General features: G+C 63.8%; 13 protein-coding genes. 6 read left to right on the top strand and 7 right to left on the bottom strand.

Going from position 1 to position 18,004, the window contains the following annotated elements; genetic code table 11:
- Positions 1-130: 130 nt before the first annotated feature.
- Positions 131-994 carry a type I methionyl aminopeptidase gene (gene map / locus KPL76_RS12020; RefSeq protein ID WP_216333751.1) on the bottom strand — a complete coding sequence of 288 codons (864 nt, stop codon included), beginning with the start codon at positions 992-994 and terminating at the stop codon, positions 131-133.
- A gap of 71 nt (positions 995-1,065) precedes the next feature.
- On the opposite strand from map, the gene KPL76_RS12015 reads away from it, so the two are divergent.
- The gene (locus KPL76_RS12015; RefSeq protein ID WP_205108520.1) at positions 1,066-1,251 is read left to right on the top strand and encodes an SPOR domain-containing protein; all 186 of its coding nucleotides are present in this window, start codon (positions 1,066-1,068) and stop codon (positions 1,249-1,251) included.
- A 29-nt stretch (positions 1,252-1,280) separates the two neighbouring features.
- On the opposite strand, the gene KPL76_RS12010 is transcribed toward KPL76_RS12015, so the two are convergent.
- From KPL76_RS12010 to KPL76_RS12000, 3 genes are read right to left on the bottom strand one after another with little or no spacing between them, the layout of a single operon-like run.
- Positions 1,281-2,138 (bottom strand): SDR family NAD(P)-dependent oxidoreductase, encoded by an 858-nt coding sequence (locus KPL76_RS12010; protein WP_253202025.1) that lies wholly within the window; start codon positions 2,136-2,138, stop codon positions 1,281-1,283.
- 4 nt (positions 2,139-2,142) lie between these two features.
- Positions 2,143-2,961: a 3-methyl-2-oxobutanoate hydroxymethyltransferase gene (gene panB, locus KPL76_RS12005; protein ID WP_216333749.1), complete on the bottom strand. Its 819-nt coding sequence runs from the start codon at positions 2,959-2,961 to the stop codon at positions 2,143-2,145.
- A 40-nt stretch (positions 2,962-3,001) separates the two neighbouring features.
- Complete coding sequence (locus KPL76_RS12000) at positions 3,002-4,750, bottom strand: NAD+ synthase (RefSeq protein WP_216333748.1); 1,749 nt, start codon at positions 4,748-4,750, stop codon at positions 3,002-3,004.
- Positions 4,751-4,805: 55 nt separating this feature from the next.
- Between KPL76_RS12000 and KPL76_RS11995 the strand changes: the two genes are divergently transcribed.
- From KPL76_RS11995 to KPL76_RS11985, 3 genes are read left to right on the top strand one after another with little or no spacing between them, the layout of a single operon-like run.
- Complete coding sequence (locus tag KPL76_RS11995) at positions 4,806-6,143, top strand: glutamine synthetase family protein (protein WP_216333747.1); 1,338 nt, start codon at positions 4,806-4,808, stop codon at positions 6,141-6,143.
- An 18-nt stretch (positions 6,144-6,161) separates the two neighbouring features.
- Positions 6,162-9,158 carry a bifunctional [glutamine synthetase] adenylyltransferase/[glutamine synthetase]-adenylyl-L-tyrosine phosphorylase gene (locus KPL76_RS11990; RefSeq protein ID WP_216333746.1) on the top strand — a complete coding sequence of 999 codons (2,997 nt, stop codon included), beginning with the start codon at positions 6,162-6,164 and terminating at the stop codon, positions 9,156-9,158.
- A gap of 56 nt (positions 9,159-9,214) precedes the next feature.
- Complete coding sequence (locus KPL76_RS11985; RefSeq protein ID WP_216333745.1) at positions 9,215-10,384, top strand: heavy metal-binding domain-containing protein; 1,170 nt, start codon at positions 9,215-9,217, stop codon at positions 10,382-10,384.
- 757 nt (positions 10,385-11,141) lie between these two features.
- Here KPL76_RS11985 and glnA read toward each other — a convergent pair.
- The gene (gene glnA, locus KPL76_RS11980) at positions 11,142-12,566 is read right to left on the bottom strand and encodes a type I glutamate--ammonia ligase (protein WP_216333744.1); all 1,425 of its coding nucleotides are present in this window, start codon (positions 12,564-12,566) and stop codon (positions 11,142-11,144) included.
- 209 nt (positions 12,567-12,775) lie between these two features.
- Entirely contained in the window at positions 12,776-14,953 is a 2,178-nt protein-coding gene (locus KPL76_RS11975; RefSeq protein ID WP_216333743.1) for a glutamine synthetase III, read from the bottom strand.
- A gap of 154 nt (positions 14,954-15,107) precedes the next feature.
- Between KPL76_RS11975 and KPL76_RS11970 the strand changes: the two genes are divergently transcribed.
- A complete protein-coding gene (locus KPL76_RS11970) occupies positions 15,108-15,533 on the top strand; it encodes an RDD family protein (RefSeq protein WP_216333742.1) in 426 nt (141 codons plus the stop codon).
- A gap of 16 nt (positions 15,534-15,549) precedes the next feature.
- Here KPL76_RS11970 and KPL76_RS11965 read toward each other — a convergent pair whose 3' ends face one another.
- Entirely contained in the window at positions 15,550-16,263 is a 714-nt protein-coding gene (locus KPL76_RS11965) for a DUF4191 domain-containing protein (protein WP_216333741.1), read from the bottom strand.
- Between the two features lie 855 nt (positions 16,264-17,118).
- Between KPL76_RS11965 and KPL76_RS11960 the strand changes: the two genes are divergently transcribed.
- Positions 17,119-17,622, top strand: coding sequence for a hypothetical protein (locus KPL76_RS11960; protein ID WP_216333740.1), 504 nt, complete (start codon positions 17,119-17,121; stop codon positions 17,620-17,622).
- Positions 17,623-18,004: the final 382 nt, after the last annotated feature.

Below are 18,004 nucleotides of genomic sequence, written 5' to 3'. Positions count from 1 at the left end.
CTCGCCTGTGAGACGCATGCGAGTCTATTCTGCAGGTCGAAGGTGCCTTCGGGCGACACGTGGCCGGATGACCGGCTGAACCATAGCGGCGCGGCTTCGCCTGTGGTAGCGCCGCTGGGTGACTCCACCATCACGGCAGTGTCAGGACTTCGGCGCCCCGTTCGGTGACGACCAGGGTGTGCTCGAACTGGGCGGTGACGGACTTGTCGCGCGTCAGAACCGTCCAGTCGTCGCTCCAGAGTTCCCAGGACTGCGAACCGAGAGTGAGCATGGGCTCGATGGTGAACACCATTCCCACCTCCATCACGTCGGTGAAACGATCGGTGTCGTAGTGGGGAATGATCAGGCCGGAGTGGAACTGCTCGCCCACGCCGTGCCCGGTGTAGTCGCGAACGACGCCGTACCCGAACCGCTTGGCGTAGGACTCGATCGCCCGGCCGATCACGTTGACCTGGCGACCGGGGGCGACGGCCTTGATTCCCCGGTTCATCGCCTCACGGGTGCGTTCGACCAGCATGCGCACCTCGTCGCTCGGCTCACCGGCGAAGAACGTGGCGTTCGTGTCGCCGTGCACGCCGTTCTTGTAGGCCGTGATGTCGATGTTGACGATGTCGCCGTCGTCCAGAACAGTGGAGTCGGGGATGCCGTGGCAGATGACCTCGTTCACCGAGGTGCAGAGCGATTTCGGGTAACCGCGGTAGCCGAGGGTGGAGGGGTAGGCATCGTTCGCGATCAGAAAATCGTGGCCGAGGGCATCCAGTTCATCCGTCGTCACGCCCGGCGCGACGTGCTGGCCGACCCACTCGAGCGCCTCTGCAGCAATTCGCGACGACTCGCGGATGTCGGCGATGCGTTCGGGGGAGTAGATGTCGCTCTTGCCACCCTCGTCGGGTTCACGGCGGCCGACGTACTCGGGGCGCTCGATCGTCGAGGGAACGCTGCGAAGGGGAGAGACTCTCCCTGGCGTGAGGTGGCCGGAGGAGTCTTTGGGCATAGGCTCTATCGTAGTTGAGGCCCCTCCGGCGACGAATGCCGGTCTGGCCGTCGTGCACCCTGGGAGAACACATGTCAGCCGACCCGTCGCAGCAGTACTGGTACAACATCACGACCGGTGAGGTGGAGTTCGGTTACGTCTCCCCAGCCCCCGAGCGTGTGGGGCCGTTCCCGACCAAGGTCGAGGCCGAGCACGCCCTCGAGACGCTGCGAGCCAACAGCGCCAAGTGGGCAGAAGAAGACGCCGCCAACGACTAGACGGGTGTTGTCAGCGATCCTGGCACCGATTACCGGCCGGTGAACTTCTCCATTGTCGTATAGAGGTGGAACACGCGGTCGGCCATCTGGTCCCAGATCGCGGTCGGCAGCAGGCCCTTCGTGACCTTGGCGATGTGAACACTCCACGGCATCAACAGCAGGGGCTTTCCGGCGAGCATCGACGTCCAGACGCGGTCGACGACGAACTCCGGGGTCATGATCGGGGTGAGCACCGGGCCACGCGCGCCGGCGAACATTCCGGTCGAGATGTAACTGGGGGCGACCGTGGTCACAGTCATGTGACGGTGGCCCTGTTGCGACAGTTCGAGTCGTAGGGAGTCGCTCCAGCCGATGACCGCCCACTTCGAGGAGGCGTACACGCTCATCCTCGGGTTCGAGATCATGCCGGCGGCAGAGGCGATGTTGACGATGCGTACGGCCCGGTTGCCCGCGATCATCCGGGGCAGGAAAGCGCGTGTCACGAGCATCGGGCCCAGCGCGTTGATGCGCATCGTCTCGATGATGTCGGAGTCGATGTCGTGCTCCCAGAAGTACTTGCCGCGAACGATGCCGGCATTGTTGATGAGAACGTCGGGCACGCCGACCTCCGCAAGCACGCGTTCGGCGTTCTCGGCGATGCTCGTCGGCTCACCGATGTCGACCCTGTAGGTGTGTACGCGGCTGCGGCCCGGTTCGGTGTTGAGCCTCGCGGCGATCGATTCGAGCTTCTCGCCGTTGCGGTCCCAGAGGATCACGTCGCGCGCGCCTTCGGCGACAGCTCGCTCCGCGTAGAGCAGGCCCATGCCACTTGCCGCTCCAGTGATCAGCACGCGGGCGTGAGCCACCGTGCGTCTTGTTGCCACTGAACCGAGGATGGTTCTTGCCACTGTTCTACTCCTCGTACTCGTGTTCGGGTGCAGGGTACGCACCGGAGACGACATCGGCCCGGTACGCAGTGACGGCGTCGGTCAACACCTTCGTGAGATTCGCGTACTGCTTGACGAACTTCGGAGTTCGACCCTGCGAGAATCCAGCGAAGTCTGTCCACACCAGCAGCTGCCCGTCGGTGTGCGGCCCTGCGCCCACGCTGATCGTCGGAATGCGGAGCTCTGCGGTGACCCGCGCCGCGACCGCACTCGGCACCATTTCGAGAACGACGGCGAATGCACCCGCGTCTTCGACCGCATGAGCGTCGGCGAGCAGGGCTTCAGCGCCTTCGCCCCTGCCCTGGATGATGTGCCCACCCAGCCCGTGTTCACTCTGCGGGGTGAAGCCGACGTGCCCCATCACGGGAATACCCGCATCGACGATTCGCCGGATCTGCGCGGCACTCCGAACGCCGCCCTCGAGCTTGACCGCGTGGGCATGCGATTCCTTCATGAAACGCACGGCCGTGTGAAGCGCATCATCAGGGCCGCCTTCATATGAACCGAACGGCATATCTGCGACCACGAGCGCCCGCGACACTGCACCGGCGACTGCTCGTGTCAGTGGGATGAGGTCGTCGACGGTCACGGGGAGCGTGGTCTCGTAGCCGAAGACGTTGTTTCCGGCTGAATCGCCGACCAAGAGGAAGTCGATGTCAGCAGCGTCGAAGATGGCCGCTGACAGCTGGTCATAGCTGGTGAGGCCGACGATCGGTGTTCCATTCTCCTTCGCGGTCTGAAAGTGTCGCGTGCGAACGCGCTTGCGAGGGGACTGCTCCATCATCGTTCCAGTCTAATGACCGCGACTGTTGGGTCGGCCCCGGTCAGACGTCAGACGGGCGATACGTGATCGGCAGGCGTCGGTCGCGCCCGAATGCGGTGCGCGAGATCTTCGTGCCGATCGCGCTCTGGCGCCTCTTCCACTCCGAGTGGTCGACGAGCCCGACGATCCGGTCGACGGTCTCTGCGTCGAAACCACGGTCGACCAGCTCTGACCGGCCGAAACCACCGTTGATGTAGTCCTCGAGCAGGGCGTCGAGAACGTCGTACTCCGGCAGCGAATCCTGGTCGGTCTGGTCTGGTCGGAGCTCGGCCGACGGCGGTTTGCTGATGGAGTTCTCGGGGATGGGTGGTGTCTCGCCGCGACGGGCCGCGAAAGCATTCCGCCACCGCGAGAGCTCCCACACCAGCATCTTCGGCACATCCTTCAGTGGAGCAAAACCCCCCACCGAGTCACCGTAGATCGTCGAGTAGCCGACGGCCAGTTCGCTCTTGTTGCCCGTGGTGAGCACCAGGTGCCCGAGCTGGTTCGAGAGACCCATCAGAATGATGCCCCGGATGCGCGCCTGCAGGTTCTCTGCCGCCACGCCGTCGAGCGACAGCTGCGTCTCGATGGGGGCGACCAGCTCGGCGATCGCCTGCGTCTCGTAGTGGAGCCCGATCCGTTCGGCGAGGTCGTCGGCGTCGGATCGCGAGTGATCAGAGGACCACTGGCTCGGCATCGAGACGCCGTACACGTTGTGGGAACCGATGGCGTCAGCGGCCATGATCGCACAGACCGAGGAGTCGATGCCGCCGGAGAGACCCAGGATGACCGAACGGAAGCCGTTCTTGCGCACGTAGTCGCCGAGCCCGAGCACGAGGGCGTTCCAGATCTGCTCCAGCTCGTCGGGCACGACGGCTATGTCGCCGGAGACCGGCGTCTGGGAAGCGGAAAGCGAACCGGTTGCCGGGAGGGCGAGTTCCACCCGAACGACATTCGCGGGTAACTCCACGTTGCTCGCGGCCTCTGCGTCGACGTCGACCACGAGCAGGTGGGGCGCGAACTGCGGCGCGCGGGCGATGATCGTGCCTGAACGGTCGACGACGACGCTGTCGCCATCGAAGAGCAGATCATCCTGGCCGCCGACGATGTTGACGTAGGCGACGATGGTGTCGTTCTCGACCGCACGCCGGGTCACGAGGGGGAGCCGCACCTCGTTCTTGTCGCGCTCGTAGGGTGAGGCATTGATCACGAGCAGAACTCCGGCATCGGCCGAAGCGACGCGGTTGACTGGCCCGCCGTCTTGCCAGAGGTCTTCGCAGATGATGAGGGCAACATCGACTCCGCGCAGCCGCAGCACCAGCAGGTCGTCGCCCGGGATGAAGATGCGGTACTCGTCGAAGACCGAGTAGTTCGGCAGGTGGTGCTTCGCGTATCGCGCCTGAACAGCGCCATTCTGAAGCACGCTCGCCACGTTCTGGGCGATCGCGGTGGGCGCATTGCTGGTCGTGAAGCGCCGCGGTTCGAACGGCCCGTCAGGATGCCCGACCACGACCACCACGTCACCGAGCCCTGCCTCGTCGAGCTCTGCCGCAAGCGTGGCGATGCGCCCGCGGCACGCGGCAAGGAACGACGGACGCGAGGCGAGGTCTTCGATCGGGTAGCCCGAGAGGGCCATCTCGCCGAAGGCGACCAGGTCGGCCCCAGCGTCTCTGGCCCGGCGAACGGCGGCGATGATCTCGAGCGAATTGCCTCGGAGGTCACCGACAATGGGGTTGGTTTGGGCCAACGCTAAGCGAAGTCTCGGCATAGCCACTAGCCTAATAGCGGCAGAACTCCGTGCCGGAAAGAGGATCGAATTGTCGATGGATAAGCAACGTGACTTCGTTCTTCGAACCATTGAGGAACGTGGCGTGAAGTTCGTTCGGCTCTGGTTCACTGACGTGATCGGCACCCTCAAGTCGGTGGCCATCGCTCCCGCCGAGGTGGAGGGTGCGTTCGCAGAAGGGCTGGGATTCGACGGCTCGGCGATCGAAGGCCTCACCCGGTCTTTCGAGGCCGACGTGCTCGCGCATCCTGACCCCACCACCTTCCAGATTCTGCCGTGGCGCGGTGAGGTCGACCCCACCGCCCGCATGTTCTGCGACATCACCACGCCAGACGGCCAGCCCGCTGTCGCCGACCCGCGTAATGTGCTCAAGCGAACCCTCGCCAAAGCGGGCGAGCGCGGCTTCTCGTTCTACACGCACCCCGAGATCGAGTTCTACCTGCTCAAGTCGAGCGAAGTCGGCCCGAACGGCCCCGAGCCCGTCGACAAGGCAGGGTACTTCGACAACGTGCCGGGCGGAACGGCTCACGACTTCCGGCGTCGATCGGTGCGGATGCTCGAAGACCTCGGCATCTCGGTGGAGTTCTCGCACCACGAAGCCGGCCCCGGCCAGAACGAGATCGACCTGCGCTACGCCGATGCTCTCACCACGGCCGACAACATCATGACGTTCCGCACGGTGATCAAAGAGGTGGCGATCGAGCAGGGCGTGTACGCCACGTTCATGCCCAAGCCGCTTTCGGGACACCCCGGTTCAGGAATGCACACCCACCTCTCGCTCTTCGAAGGCGACTCCAACGCGTTCTTCGAAGCCGGTGCCGAGTACCAGCTCTCGAAGGTCGGGCGCCAGTTCATCGCAGGGCTGCTGAAGCACGCACCGGAGATCACAGCGGTGACGAACCAGTTCGTCAACTCGTACAAGCGCCTGTGGGGCGGGGGAGAAGCCCCGAGTTTCGTCTGCTGGGGCCACAACAACCGCTCCGCTCTGGTGCGCGTGCCGTTGTACAAGCCGAACAAGGGCCAGAGTTCGCGCATCGAATACCGGGCCATCGACTCGGCCGCGAACCCGTATCTCGCCTATTCGCTGCTGCTGGCCGCGGGGCTCAAGGGCATCGAAGAGGGCTATGAGCTGCCACCGGAAGCCGAAGACAACGTCTGGGCACTGAGCGATGCTGAGCGACGCGCCCTCGGCTACAGTTCACTGCCGGCGAGCCTCGACCAGGCGATCTCCGAAATGGAGAACTCAGAACTCGTCGCCGAGACTCTGGGTGAGCACGTCTTCAACTACGTGCTGCTGAACAAACGCCAGGAGTGGGCTTCGTACCGCGACCAGGTCACCCCATTCGAGTTGCAGAGCAACCTGGAAATCCTCTAAGAGCGCCGCAATCCCACCATGGCGAGGGTTCAGACCACACTCACCGATCTCGCCCGCGTCGGGTTCTCCCAGCTCTCGCAGGCTCCGGCCGACCTCGAGGTCGCCACGGAGCTGGGGGCTGTGGGGCTCGGCGATCTGCTGGGATCGCTCCGGCTCACCGCCGACCCCGACCAGGCGTTGTCCACACTGGTGAAGCTTCTGCGTCTGGCCGAGGCACCGACCAGGCTGCTCCTGGAGAGCGAACAGAGCCGCACACGCCTGTTGAGGGTGATTGGGGTCTCCCGTGGCTTCGGCGACTTCTTTCTTCGGCACCCCGAAGAGCTGGATTGCCTGGAAAGCCATCTCTCTGTGCTACCCGGACTACCGGAACTCGAGGCGGAGCTCCTCGACTCGGTCGGCGCGATCGACGGTTTCGCAGCAGTTTCCGGTGGCGTCGCCTACACCCGGCTGCGCGTGCGCTACCGACGAATCCTTGCGCAGGTCACGGCGTTCGACCTCGAACAGCCAGACCCGGTGCGCGGAGTCGACGCCATCGCCGACACGCTCGCCGACCTGGCATCGGCCGCGCTCGACGCCTCGCTCGCCGCAGCCCGTGCCCGGGCATCCATCAAGGGCGAAAGCCGCTGGCTGTTCCCGCGAGACGAGGTGGCTGCGACCAGGCTTTCGATCATCGGGATGGGCAAGGCCGGGGCGCAGGAACTCAACTACGTCAGCGACGTCGACGTCATCTTCGTGGGCGAGGGTGACGAGGAGGCGGGGCTCAGCACGTCGCGGGCCATCGACATCGCAACCGCCCTGGCCATGATGACCATGCACGGAATCATGGAGACCGGGCTGGAACCGGCGCTGTGGGAGGTCGACCCCAACCTGCGGCCGGAGGGCAAGGCCGGGGCTCTCGTCAGGTCGCTGGAGTCGCATCTCGCGTACTACGACCGCTGGGCAAAGAGCTGGGAATTCCAGGCACTCCTGAAGGCCAGGCCGTTGGCTGGCGACCTCGAACTCGGTGGCAGGTATGTCGATGCCGTGAGGCCCAAGGTCTGGAACAGCGCTTCACGTGACGGGTTCGTGGGTTCGGTGCAGGTCATGCGCCAGCGTGTCACAGAGCACATCCCCGATGACGAGGTCGAATACCAGCTGAAACTCGGTCCCGGCGGGCTCCGCGACATCGAGTTCACTGTGCAATTGCTGCAGCTGGTTCATGGCCAGAACGACCCGATGGTGCGTCAGAGCGCGACTCTGCCAGCTCTCGTGGCACTCGCAGACCAGGGGTACATCGGGCGTATCGAAGCGCAGGAGTTCTCGCAGGACTACCGCGTGCTGCGTCTGATGGAGCACCGCCTGCAACTGCGTGATCTGCGGCGCACGCACCTCGTGCCCCGCGACGAGTTCGAACAGCGGGTGCTGGCACGGGCAACCGAACTCGCGCCCAGCGCCGCGGCGCTGCTCACCCTCTGGAGCGAGATCAAGGTGCGCGTGCGTACGTTGCACGAACGGCTGTTCTACCGGCCTCTCCTGGCCGCTGTCGCCGCTCTCGGACCTGACGAACTCAGCCTCACCAGCGAACAGGCCGTCGCCCGACTTGCCGCCATCGGTTTCCAGGACCCGAGGGGCGCCCTGGCTCACATAGCGGCGATGACCGCCGGTGTCTCCCGGCGCGCGGCGATCCAGCGTCACCTTCTGCCGGTGATGCTGCAGTGGTTCGCCAATGGAGCAGATCCCGACTACGGGCTGCTCGCCTTCCGTCGGCTGAGTGACACCCTCGGCGAGACCTACTGGTATCTCCGGATGCTCCGGGACTCCTCGGGCGCTGCATCACGCCTCACGCAGGTACTCTCGGGCTCGCGTTTCGCCGGAGAACTGCTTGAGCGCATACCGGAGGCGGCCGCGTGGCTCGAGAACGACCACGAACTCCGGCCCCGACCCTTCGAGGTACTCGCAGGGGAGACGGCGGCCATCATCGCCCGGCACGACACTCCCGATGCCGCCGCGGCCGCCCTTAGACATGCGCGGCGTCGAGAGGTGCTGCGCCTCGCGTTCGGAGCGATTCTCGGCCTGCTCACCGTGCAGGAGCTGGCCAAGGGCCTGACCGACATCACGACGGTACTGCTGGAGGGGACTCTCGGGCTCATCCGCCAGGCAGCGGCCCCCGCAGCGGGGGATGGGATCGAGTTCGCCGTCATCGGCATGGGCCGGTACGGCGGCCGAGAGATCGGCTTCGGCTCCGACACCGACGTGATGTACGTCTATCGAGCGAAGACGATCGACGGTGAGACCGCCCAGTCGGTGGCACGGTTCATCGTCAACGAACTGGTCAGGCTGACCGAAGACCACAGACTGACACTCGAGCTCGACAACGACCTGCGCCCCGAGGGCAAGAACGGCATCGTCGTGCGTTCGCTCGATTCGTACCGTGCGTACTATTCGCGATGGTCGCTCACCTGGGAGGCGCAGGCACTGTTGAGGGCACGGGGTGTCGCCGGTGACCCAGCCCTGATTGCCGATTTCGAAGCCCTTGCCGATGAAGTCCGTTACCCGCACCAGATCGCCGAGACCGCGGTGCGCGAGGTCAAGCGCATCAAGGCCCGGGTCGAGAAGGAACGGCTGCCGCAGGGCGCTGATCCGGCTCGCCACCTGAAGCTCGGTCGCGGGTCGCTGAGCGACGTCGAATGGTATGTACAGCTCCTTCAGCTCGAGCATGGTGCCGATCATCCGGAATTCCGGACCACGTCGACACTGGATGCCCTGCAGGCCGAAGTAGAGGCCGGGTACATCGACCCTGCTGACGCCCGGAAGCTCCTCGATGCCTGGATCTTCGCCTCGCGCGCCCGGTCGGCGATGACGCTGTGGACGAACCGCACCGCCGACGTCCTGCCGATGGATCGTCGTGCGCTCGACGGTGTGGCCCGGCTTCTCGAGTATGCGCCCGGGTCGGCCACGGCCCTCGAAGAGGACTACCTGGCCGTGACCCGGCGAGCGCGGGCGGTCTTCGAGAGGCATTTCTACGGCGAGCTCTAGCTCCAGCCGGTCTTGCATCTGATGTATGCTCACATACTACGTCGAAGGGTACAAAGATGACAGACCAGCCCCAGCCGGTTCGCCAGTCCGTTCTGAGCGGACTGAGCGGCAACGAGATGTACTGCATCGATCTCCTCGGCTACCACCCCGGAAACCTCCTGGTCGGCAACAGTGTGTTCTCGAGGGGTTTCCTCGGGTCGATGAGCGCCGGGTTCAGGGGAATGGTCGGTGGGGAGATCACTGAGATCACTTCGATGATCACCCAGGGGCGTCACCTCTCGATGCAGCGGCTGATCGGCGAGATGCAGCACCACCAGGGGCACGGTGCAACCAGTGTCACAACAGAGCTGATCTTCCACACCCAGAACATCGAATTCCTTTCGGTGGCCTCAACGGTGCATCAGAAGGTCGGGGTGCCGGCCGTCGCCTTCACCTCGGCGAGCGACGGGCAGGAGCTCTTCTGCCAGGTCGATGCGGGTTACCAGCCGATCTCCTTCGTCATGGGCAACGTGGCGTACTCCATCGGTATCGGGCGTGGAATCACTGGTGCCTTCAAACAGATGGCGCGCGGCGAGGTGCGACAGTACAGCGATCTCTTCGCCCAGACGCGCAATCTGGCGCTCCAGCGGATCGTCGATGAAGCCACGTCGGTGGGCGCAAATGCGGTCGTGGGCATCACTACGAACATCCTGCCGTTCGGCGGCACTGCCGTGCAGGAGATGCTGATGGTCGGTACGGCCTCACGCCATGACATCTCCGACCCGGCGCTGGCAGCCATGGGTGTGATCACGAGCGACCTCACGGCCGAGGAGATGTGGAGCCTGGCCCGAATCGGATATGCACCGATGAAACTCGTGATGGGCACTTCGGTGTACTCACTCGGGCTGGTCGGCGGCATCACCTCGGCCTTCAAGAACTTCGTGAAGGGGGAGATCAGCGAACTGACGCAGCTGATCTACGGCGCAAGAGAAGAGTCGCTCGGCAAGATCCGCGATCAGGCAACGGCGGTCGGTGCCGACGACGTCATCGGCATCAAGACCTACGTATACGACCTCGGCGGCGGCCTGATCGAATTCCTCGCCATCGGAACGGCAGTGAAACGAACCTCGGTCGCCCACACCCGGTCCGAACAACTGCCGCCGCAGGCCATCGTGCGCGATCGCGACACCTTCTTCAATACGGCGGAGGCGTCCTACGGCGTGACGCTCACCGACCAGCAGCAGTAGCCTCGGCATCAGGGCCCGTCTCCTCAACGGACGTGGAGCGACCGCGTCACGCTGGCGCGCGCTCCACTCCACTTCGGTCGGAGATCGGCACACCCGGCGGCACAGTGTGCACACAGAGCCGTTCCTCCGCCGAAAGTGCACAGATCGCTTCGGACCGCCATGCTTTCAGGCCGCCGCGCCGCACACTCATCGCATGAGAATCGAAGAATACGTCCAGTCCGTGGGATTCACGCTCGGTCGCACTCGGAATTCCGAACGAGAGCGGGGTCGCCGTGCATCGGACATTTCCTGCGTATCGAGCGCCGCGTCACTGCCACATGGATTCGGTCGACGTTGCTCTGATGCACGCCATCGATTGTCAGCCCCGAGACTATGCGGTCGCCCTGTGCGACAGCGCACTCAATCTTGATCCTGCACGAGCGGGGCTACTTCGTCGTGCGGCTCAGCTACGCCCAAACGATGTTCGAGTGGTACGGCGCAAGCACCGCTGGCCCCGGACACGGTCCGCGCCCTTCAACACTTTCGACGAACATCCGGTGTTCTGGCAGCCAATAAGACGCCGGATGCCCGATTCTCCGCCCGAAGTGGAGTACGCATTCGCAGAGCAAACTCGCTCCCATCGAAAACCAGCCCAGTGGCCTAACCTCCGCTTGGCCAGCGAACGAAAAGGGCCGCACCCCATGAGGATGCGGCCCTTCGCGCTACCTGAGCAGAGCGTTATACGTCGCGCCCGACAGGGACGGGCGCGACCGTACACTCAGACGCCGTAGTACAGTTCGAACTCGAACGGGTGCGGGCGCTGGGCGATCGGCTTGATTTCGAACTCCCGTTTGTACGAGATCCATGTCTCGATCAGGTCGGGAGTGAAGACGCCGCCCTTGGTGAGGAACTCATTGTCTTCCTCGAGAGCCAGCAGGGCCGCTTCGAGGGAGGCGGGAACCTGGGGGATGTTCTTCGCCTCTTCTGGCGGCAGCTCGTACAGGTCCTTGTCGACGGGCTCGTGCGGCTCGATGCGGTTCTGGATGCCGTCAAGACCGGCCATGAGCTGGGCTGCGAACGCGAGGTACGGGTTGCCCGAAGCATCCGGGGCGCGGAACTCGATGCGCTTGGCCTTCGGGTTGGTGCCGGTGATCGGGATGCGCACCGAAGCCGAACGGTTGCCGGCCGAGTAGACCAGGTTCACCGGAGCTTCGAATCCCGGCACGAGGCGGTGGTACGAGTTGACCGTGGGGTTGGTGAACGCGAGCACCGCGGGAGCGTGCTTGAGCAGCCCACCGATATACCAGCGCGCAATGTCGCTCAGGCCGCCGTAGCCAGCTTCGTCGTAGAAGAGTGGCGAGCCGTCGTTCCAGAGCGACTGGTGGGTGTGCATGCCCGAGCCGTTGTCTCCGAAGAGGGGCTTCGGCATGAAGGTCGCAGTCTTGCCCCACTGGGTGGCCGTGTTCTTCACGATGTACTTGAACTTCAGGATGTCGTCTGCCGCGTGCACCATGGTGTCGAAGCGGTAGTTGATCTCGCCCTGGCCGGCCGTGCCGACCTCGTGGTGCGCGCGCTCGAGAATCAGGCCGGCGTCGATGAGCTTCAGCGAGATGTCGTCGCGAAGGTCGGCGTGCTGGTCGACGGGGCTGACCGGAAAGTAGCCGCCCTTGTACGGGGTCTTGTTGGCGAGGTTTCCGCCTTCTTCTTCGCGCCCGGTGTTCCAGGCACCCTCGCTGGAGTCGATCGAGTAGAAGCTCTTGTTCTGCTTCACTTCGTAACGCACGTCGTCGAAAATATAGAACTCAGCCTCTGGGGCGAAGAACGCGGTGTCAGCGATTCCCGTCGAAGCAAGGTACTTCTCCGCCTTCTTGGCAACCTGGCGCGGGTCGCGGTGGTAGATCTCACCGTTTCGCGGGTTGTAGATGTCGAAGATCAGGATGAGCGTGCGCTCGACCCGGAACGGGTCGATGTAGGCGGTCGAGACGTCGGGAATCAGCTGCATGTCTGACTCGTGGATCGAGGCGAACCCGCGGATCGACGAACCGTCGAACATCTGGCCGACGGAGAAGAATTCCTCGTCGACAGTTGAGGCAGGGATGTTGAAGTGCTGCTGAACACCGGGGAGGTCGGTGAACCGAATATCAAGGAACTTGACGTCGGTGTCCTTGATGAACTTGAGCACCTCTGAAGAATCACTGAACATTTGAGAGGCTCCAAATGGCTGGTACTTGATCAGTTGCAATCACAACTACCCCGAGGCTATCGCTAAGCCATTACCCCGTCGTATCGCGATTGTTTCGGGCATGTTACGCCGCTCCACGACGAGTAGCCGACGACCGCCCCTTTCTTCTTCGGGATGATCGCCGGCTGACGCCGTAAAGCTGTGTTCAGTTGGACGGAAAAGCGATGTGACTACAGGATGAAGAGCATCTCCTGGTAGGTCGGGAGGGGCCAGAGGTCGTCAGCGACGATCTCCTCGAGCACATCGGCTGCTGCGCGAACCCCAGACATTGCGGGCAGGAGTGCGTCGCGCGCGTGCTCCGCCTCGGCGAGAGCCGAGTGCCCGACCTCTGCACCAAGGGCGTCGCGCAGTGTCGACAATGCGCTCCGCAGCTCGGCAAGCGGGCCGCTCACCTCGTCGAGGAGTGCAATATCGGCGTCGACACCGGCGGCCTTCAGTGCGCCTAGGTTGACGGCGACCTCCGTCTGGTGACGGACGGCTGCGGGAAGAATGGCCGTCGAGCCGACCTCGAGCGTGAGGCGGGCCTCCACACCGATCGTGAGTGCGTACTGCTCCAGGCCGATCTCATAGCGGCTGTGCATTTCGCGGTGGTTGAACACCTTGTACTTCTCGAAGAGCTCCATGGCCGGCTCTGTGATGAGCTCTGGCAGAGCATCCAGAGTCGTCTTGAGGTTTGCAAGCCCACGCTTCTCAGCTTCGACCGGCCAGGCGTCAGCGTAGCCGTCGCCGTTGAAGACAACAGCGCCGTGCTCGTTGATGATCTGCGTGAGAAGGGTCTGAACTGCTTCGTCGAAGTCGGTGCCGTCGGCGACAGCGGTCTCGAGCTGGGTGGCGATGAAGTCGAGCGAGTCGGCCATGATCGTGTTGATCGTGGTCATCGGGCCGGCAACACTCTGCATCGAACCGGGCGCGCGGAACTCGAACCGGTTGCCGGTGAAGGCGAAGGGGCTCGTGCGGTTGCGGTCTCCCGGGTCGGTCGGCAGGACGGGCAGCGTGTCGACGCCGATGATCATCTGGCCCTTGCCCTTGGAGGACGTTGCGCGGCCGTTGGCGATCTGCTCGAAGACATCGGCGAGCTGGTCGCCGAGGAAGATCGAGATGATGGCCGGAGGAGCCTCGTTCGCACCGAGGCGGTGGTCGTTGGTCGCCGAGGCGACGGATGCCCGCAGGAGGCCTGCGTACAGGTGCACGGCACGGATGACCGCGGCACAGAACACGAGGAACTGGGCGTTGTCGTGGGGAGTGTCACCGGGCACGAAGACACTGCCGACCTCGGAGTTGCCGAGCGAGAAGTTGACGTGCTTGCCAGAACCGTTGACACCCTGGAACGGCTTCTCGTGAAAGAGGCACTCCATGCCGTGCTTCTTGGCGATGGTTTTGAAGGTCGTCATCAGGAGCTGCTGGTGGTCGGCAGCGAGGTTGGCGCGCTCGAACATCGGTGCGATCTCGAACTGGCCGGGCGCGACCTCGTTGTGGCGGGTCTTGGCAGGGATGCCCAGTTTGAACAACTCACGTTCGGTGTCCATCATGAACCCGAGCACACGCTCAGGGATTGCGCCGAAGTAGTGGTCGTCGAATTCCTGGCCCTTCGGCGGCTTCGCGCCGAACAGGGTGCGGCCGGCATTCAGCAGGTCGGGGCGCGCGAGGAAGAAGTGTCGGTCGACAAGGAAGTACTCCTGCTCCGGGCCACAGAATGAGACCACGTGCTCGGGATTGGTGTGGCCGAAGAGCTTGAGGATGCGCTCGGCGTGCTCACCCATCGCCTGCTGTGAACGCAGGAGAGGCGTCTTGTGGTCCAGTGCCTCCCCGGTCATGGAGACGAACACGGTCGGGATGCAGAGCGTGTTGCCGTTGGGGTTCTCGAGAACATATGCCGGGCTGGTCACGTCCCAGCCGGTGTAACCGCGTGCCTCGAACGTGTTGCGGAGTCCACCGTTCGGGAAGCTCGAGGCGTCAGGCTCGCCCTGGGTGAGGGTCTTGCCAGCGAACTCAGCGAGTGCTGATCCGTCGCCGACGGGTTCAAGAAAGCTGTCGTGCTTCTCTGCAGTGAGACCCGTCAGCGGGTAGAAGACGTGTGCGTAGTGTGTCGCGCCCTTCTCGAGCGCCCAGTCCTTCATCGCTGAAGCCACTGCGTCTGCTACCTGCGGGTCGAGCGTGGTGCCGTGCTCGATGGTCGAGATGACCGACTTGTACACCGACTTCGGAAGACGCTTCTGCATGACGACTTTGTTGAAGACGTTCTCGCCGAAGACCTGGCCAGGCGCCTCGGTGATGTCGAAGCTGACCGCTGGGGGCACGTAAGCCTCAACGTCTTTGATCGCCTGGAGGCGAACTGCATTTCCACTCATTTATTACCCCTTTGACACAGCATGCTGTTCTCAACAGCGTGCAGACTGCGGCCGAATGCGGATTGTGATCGCCCACATATTACGAAGGGTCTGTGGCGGGGATGTTTCGGCTGTGTGTCAGTTGGCAACCAGTAGCGTCGCTTAGAATCAGCGCGTGTCCAACGTCAAGTCATCGTCGCGATTCTCTGGTGCCGCGCCCAGTAACTGGCCGGGCGAACGCCTCGGTTTTCCTGAGGAAGGGCGCGGTTCGGTGGCGCGACCGGGCAGGCGCATCGGTGCCCTGTTGCTGGACTGGGCCGTGTGTTTCGTGATCTACGCGGCATTCTTCTTCGGCAACGCGTGGGCCGCGACGATCATCTTCGTGGTTGAGCAGGTCGTGCTCATCGCGTTCACCGGCAGCGGCTTCGGGCATCTGTTGCTGGGGCTGCGGGTTGTGAAGGTCGACGGAACATTTGCGGGCTGGTGGAGGCCGATCATCCGGACCGGACTCTTGATCCTGACGATTCCCGCGCTCATCTGGGATTCAGACCAGCGCGGGCTGCACGACGTGTTCGCCGGAACGGTACTCGTTCGCAAATAAGACCGGGGGTGCGGGGTCAGCGACCGCGCTGTGGCCGGGCCTTCATCGGGTCGACGCCCTTGGGGATCGGCAAGTTGCCCGACGCCAGCGAGCTGAGCCTGTTGCTCACGGCCAGTACCTCGGGCTTGGTGAGGTTCGGCTTGATCCTGGCGAGTTTTCTCGGGATGTTCTGCAACGAGATCGAGTCTGCGTCGGGGCCGACCGAGAGAAAGGTGACGGGCACGTTGGGCAGAACCCGAAGGACCTTGCGACGTTCGTCTTCGAGCATGCGGGTCGTGCGCGACTTGGGGCCCTCACCGATGAGTACGACTCCACCTCGCCCGACGGCACGGTAGACAGCATCCTGTGTCTTTGCATTGACAGCGACCGGCATTTCACTGCCACGCCAACTGCGGCGAAGTGAACTGCGGAGCACAGCGCCGACCGCACCCGGCTGACCCTCGATCTGGCCGTACGCGGCAGCTTCGGCGCGACGCCCGAGCAGAAGCAGCGCGAGAAGGATGCCCGCCAGCACGCCTGCGACAACCCACATGGTGATCGCGAAACCGTTGCCGTCGCCGAGTGTGAGAGCCAGAACCAGACCGATCGCAACGGGTACGAGGATGCTCAGCACCAGGATCAGGGTGATGTTCTTGTCATAGCGGCGAGTCATTTGGAAGACTTGCCACATCTGCTTCAGACGGCCGTCTTCTTTCGGCTTCTTGGGGGTCTTTTCTTTGGAACGTGCCATGTAACCCATGGTACCGAGTTACGCGGAGCCCCATCATCCCGGTCGGCGGTCTGGTCGTCCACAACGAACGCTGTCGGCGAACTTTTCACAGTTCAGAGGCTCTGGATGCCCGGAGTCTCCTCCCCGATTCATTCTGTTGTCATGAATCCTGCCGTCGCTCCTCTGGTTGTCAACTCCCCACCCTCCGACACCTCGCTGCCCAGCTGGGGTCCGCTTGCGATCGAGGTGCCCGCTTCAGACGAGATGATGCTGCAGGAGTTCCTGGAGGCCCGTGATCTGCTGCCGGGAGAAGCAACAAACGTGCTCGTAGCGGTGCTGCAGTCCTTGGCGGAAGTTCACGCGACGACCCAGGTCAGCGGGCGGATACGTGCCACAGACATCTGGCTCAGCGAGACTGGCGAAGCTCGCACTCTTCCGCCCCTCAACCATCCCCCTGGCTGCCCGGCTGCCGCCTCCGCTGGTACGCGGAGGATGTCACGCAGGGCTCGTCGAACGATGTCCCGCCGAGCCCGAGCGGCGGCGATGGACGACTGTCAGGCATTTGTCGATCTCTGCCATCACGTCTTCTCCTTCTCAGAGGTCGATGATGAAGATCATCGACAGCTCTTCGTTGAACTTGGACGCGCTGAACGCAGGCTGCGCCGCACGCCCCGCCGTCATCCCGGATACCGCCCCTTCAGCCGAGGGATTCTCCCTTCGATGCCTCCCAGCGGTACAGACCGCCGTGCCGTTTGGGTTCGGCAGGTGTGCAATTTCGCGGCCGAGTGTGAAGCCGCGCTCTTTGCCTGTGCTGAGCCATGCGCAATCGCACGCACGCCATCTGCTCCGGCGAAAACTTCGGCTCACTCCGATCCAGTGGTACCAGCCGTTACGGTCGCCAGCGAAACCGCCGAGTTCGATTGGTACGCTCAGTCAGCCAGCGCTCTTGCCGACATCGACAGAGCGGTCGACCGCATCCTCGAAGCAGACAGGGCGAGCCATCGACCTCGCGCACGTGTCGCAGATCTTGCGGCCCGCTCGAAGGCAGCAGGGGCGCGTCAGCTCACTCGAGCGGCGTCGGCGGTGAGGTCCCGGGTGAAACTGGTGATCGTCAGCGTCTCGGTGGTCACGGTGGCGCTTGTCGGTTCCCTCAGCGCCGGAGCGACAGCCTCCCACACCCAGGCGTCGGGCTATGCGGCATCCGACGCGCTGGTGTCCAGCACACCTTCGTCAGCAGCGCCGGGAGAAGCTACCGCTGTGACACTGCCTGAGTCGTCAGGTCGTGCGAGCAGGCTAACGCCCGACGTGTTGACCGCTGACGACCCGCGCGCCGCTGCCCTTAGTTCTGCTGGAAAGTCGGGATCACTGTCTTTCTGGTAGTTCAGCAGCCTGTCTGTCTGAAGTGGACCAGTTCCAGTCTCCTCTCCTTGCCGCCGACCTGATTCAATTCGCATGGAGTCACCGCGTGGGGACTCCACCGACGACGGCATCTTTCGCCAGCACGGCGACGGTACCGACGGTCGAGATTCTTCAGCGAACCGGGGGAGCCGTTCTTGTCAGAGTCGATCCGTGGCACGGAAATGAATCACAGCCTGCTGAACCGGCACCCGCGGCACACAACAAACCGGCCTCACTCCTTCTGGTGAAGGGTGAGGCCGGTTGGCGACTCCGAGAGGTCTTTCTGGCAGTTACCGATTGACGAACTCGCTGACACGATTCCGAGTTTCCCGGCGACCGGAGTATCGGCGGCCGGTATCTCTCA

Origin of the sequence: Subtercola sp. PAMC28395, from assembly GCF_018889995.1 — a bacterium.
Taxonomy (GTDB): Bacteria; Actinomycetota; Actinomycetes; order Actinomycetales; family Microbacteriaceae; genus Subtercola.
This window is presented reverse-complemented; position numbering and strand designations above follow the sequence as displayed.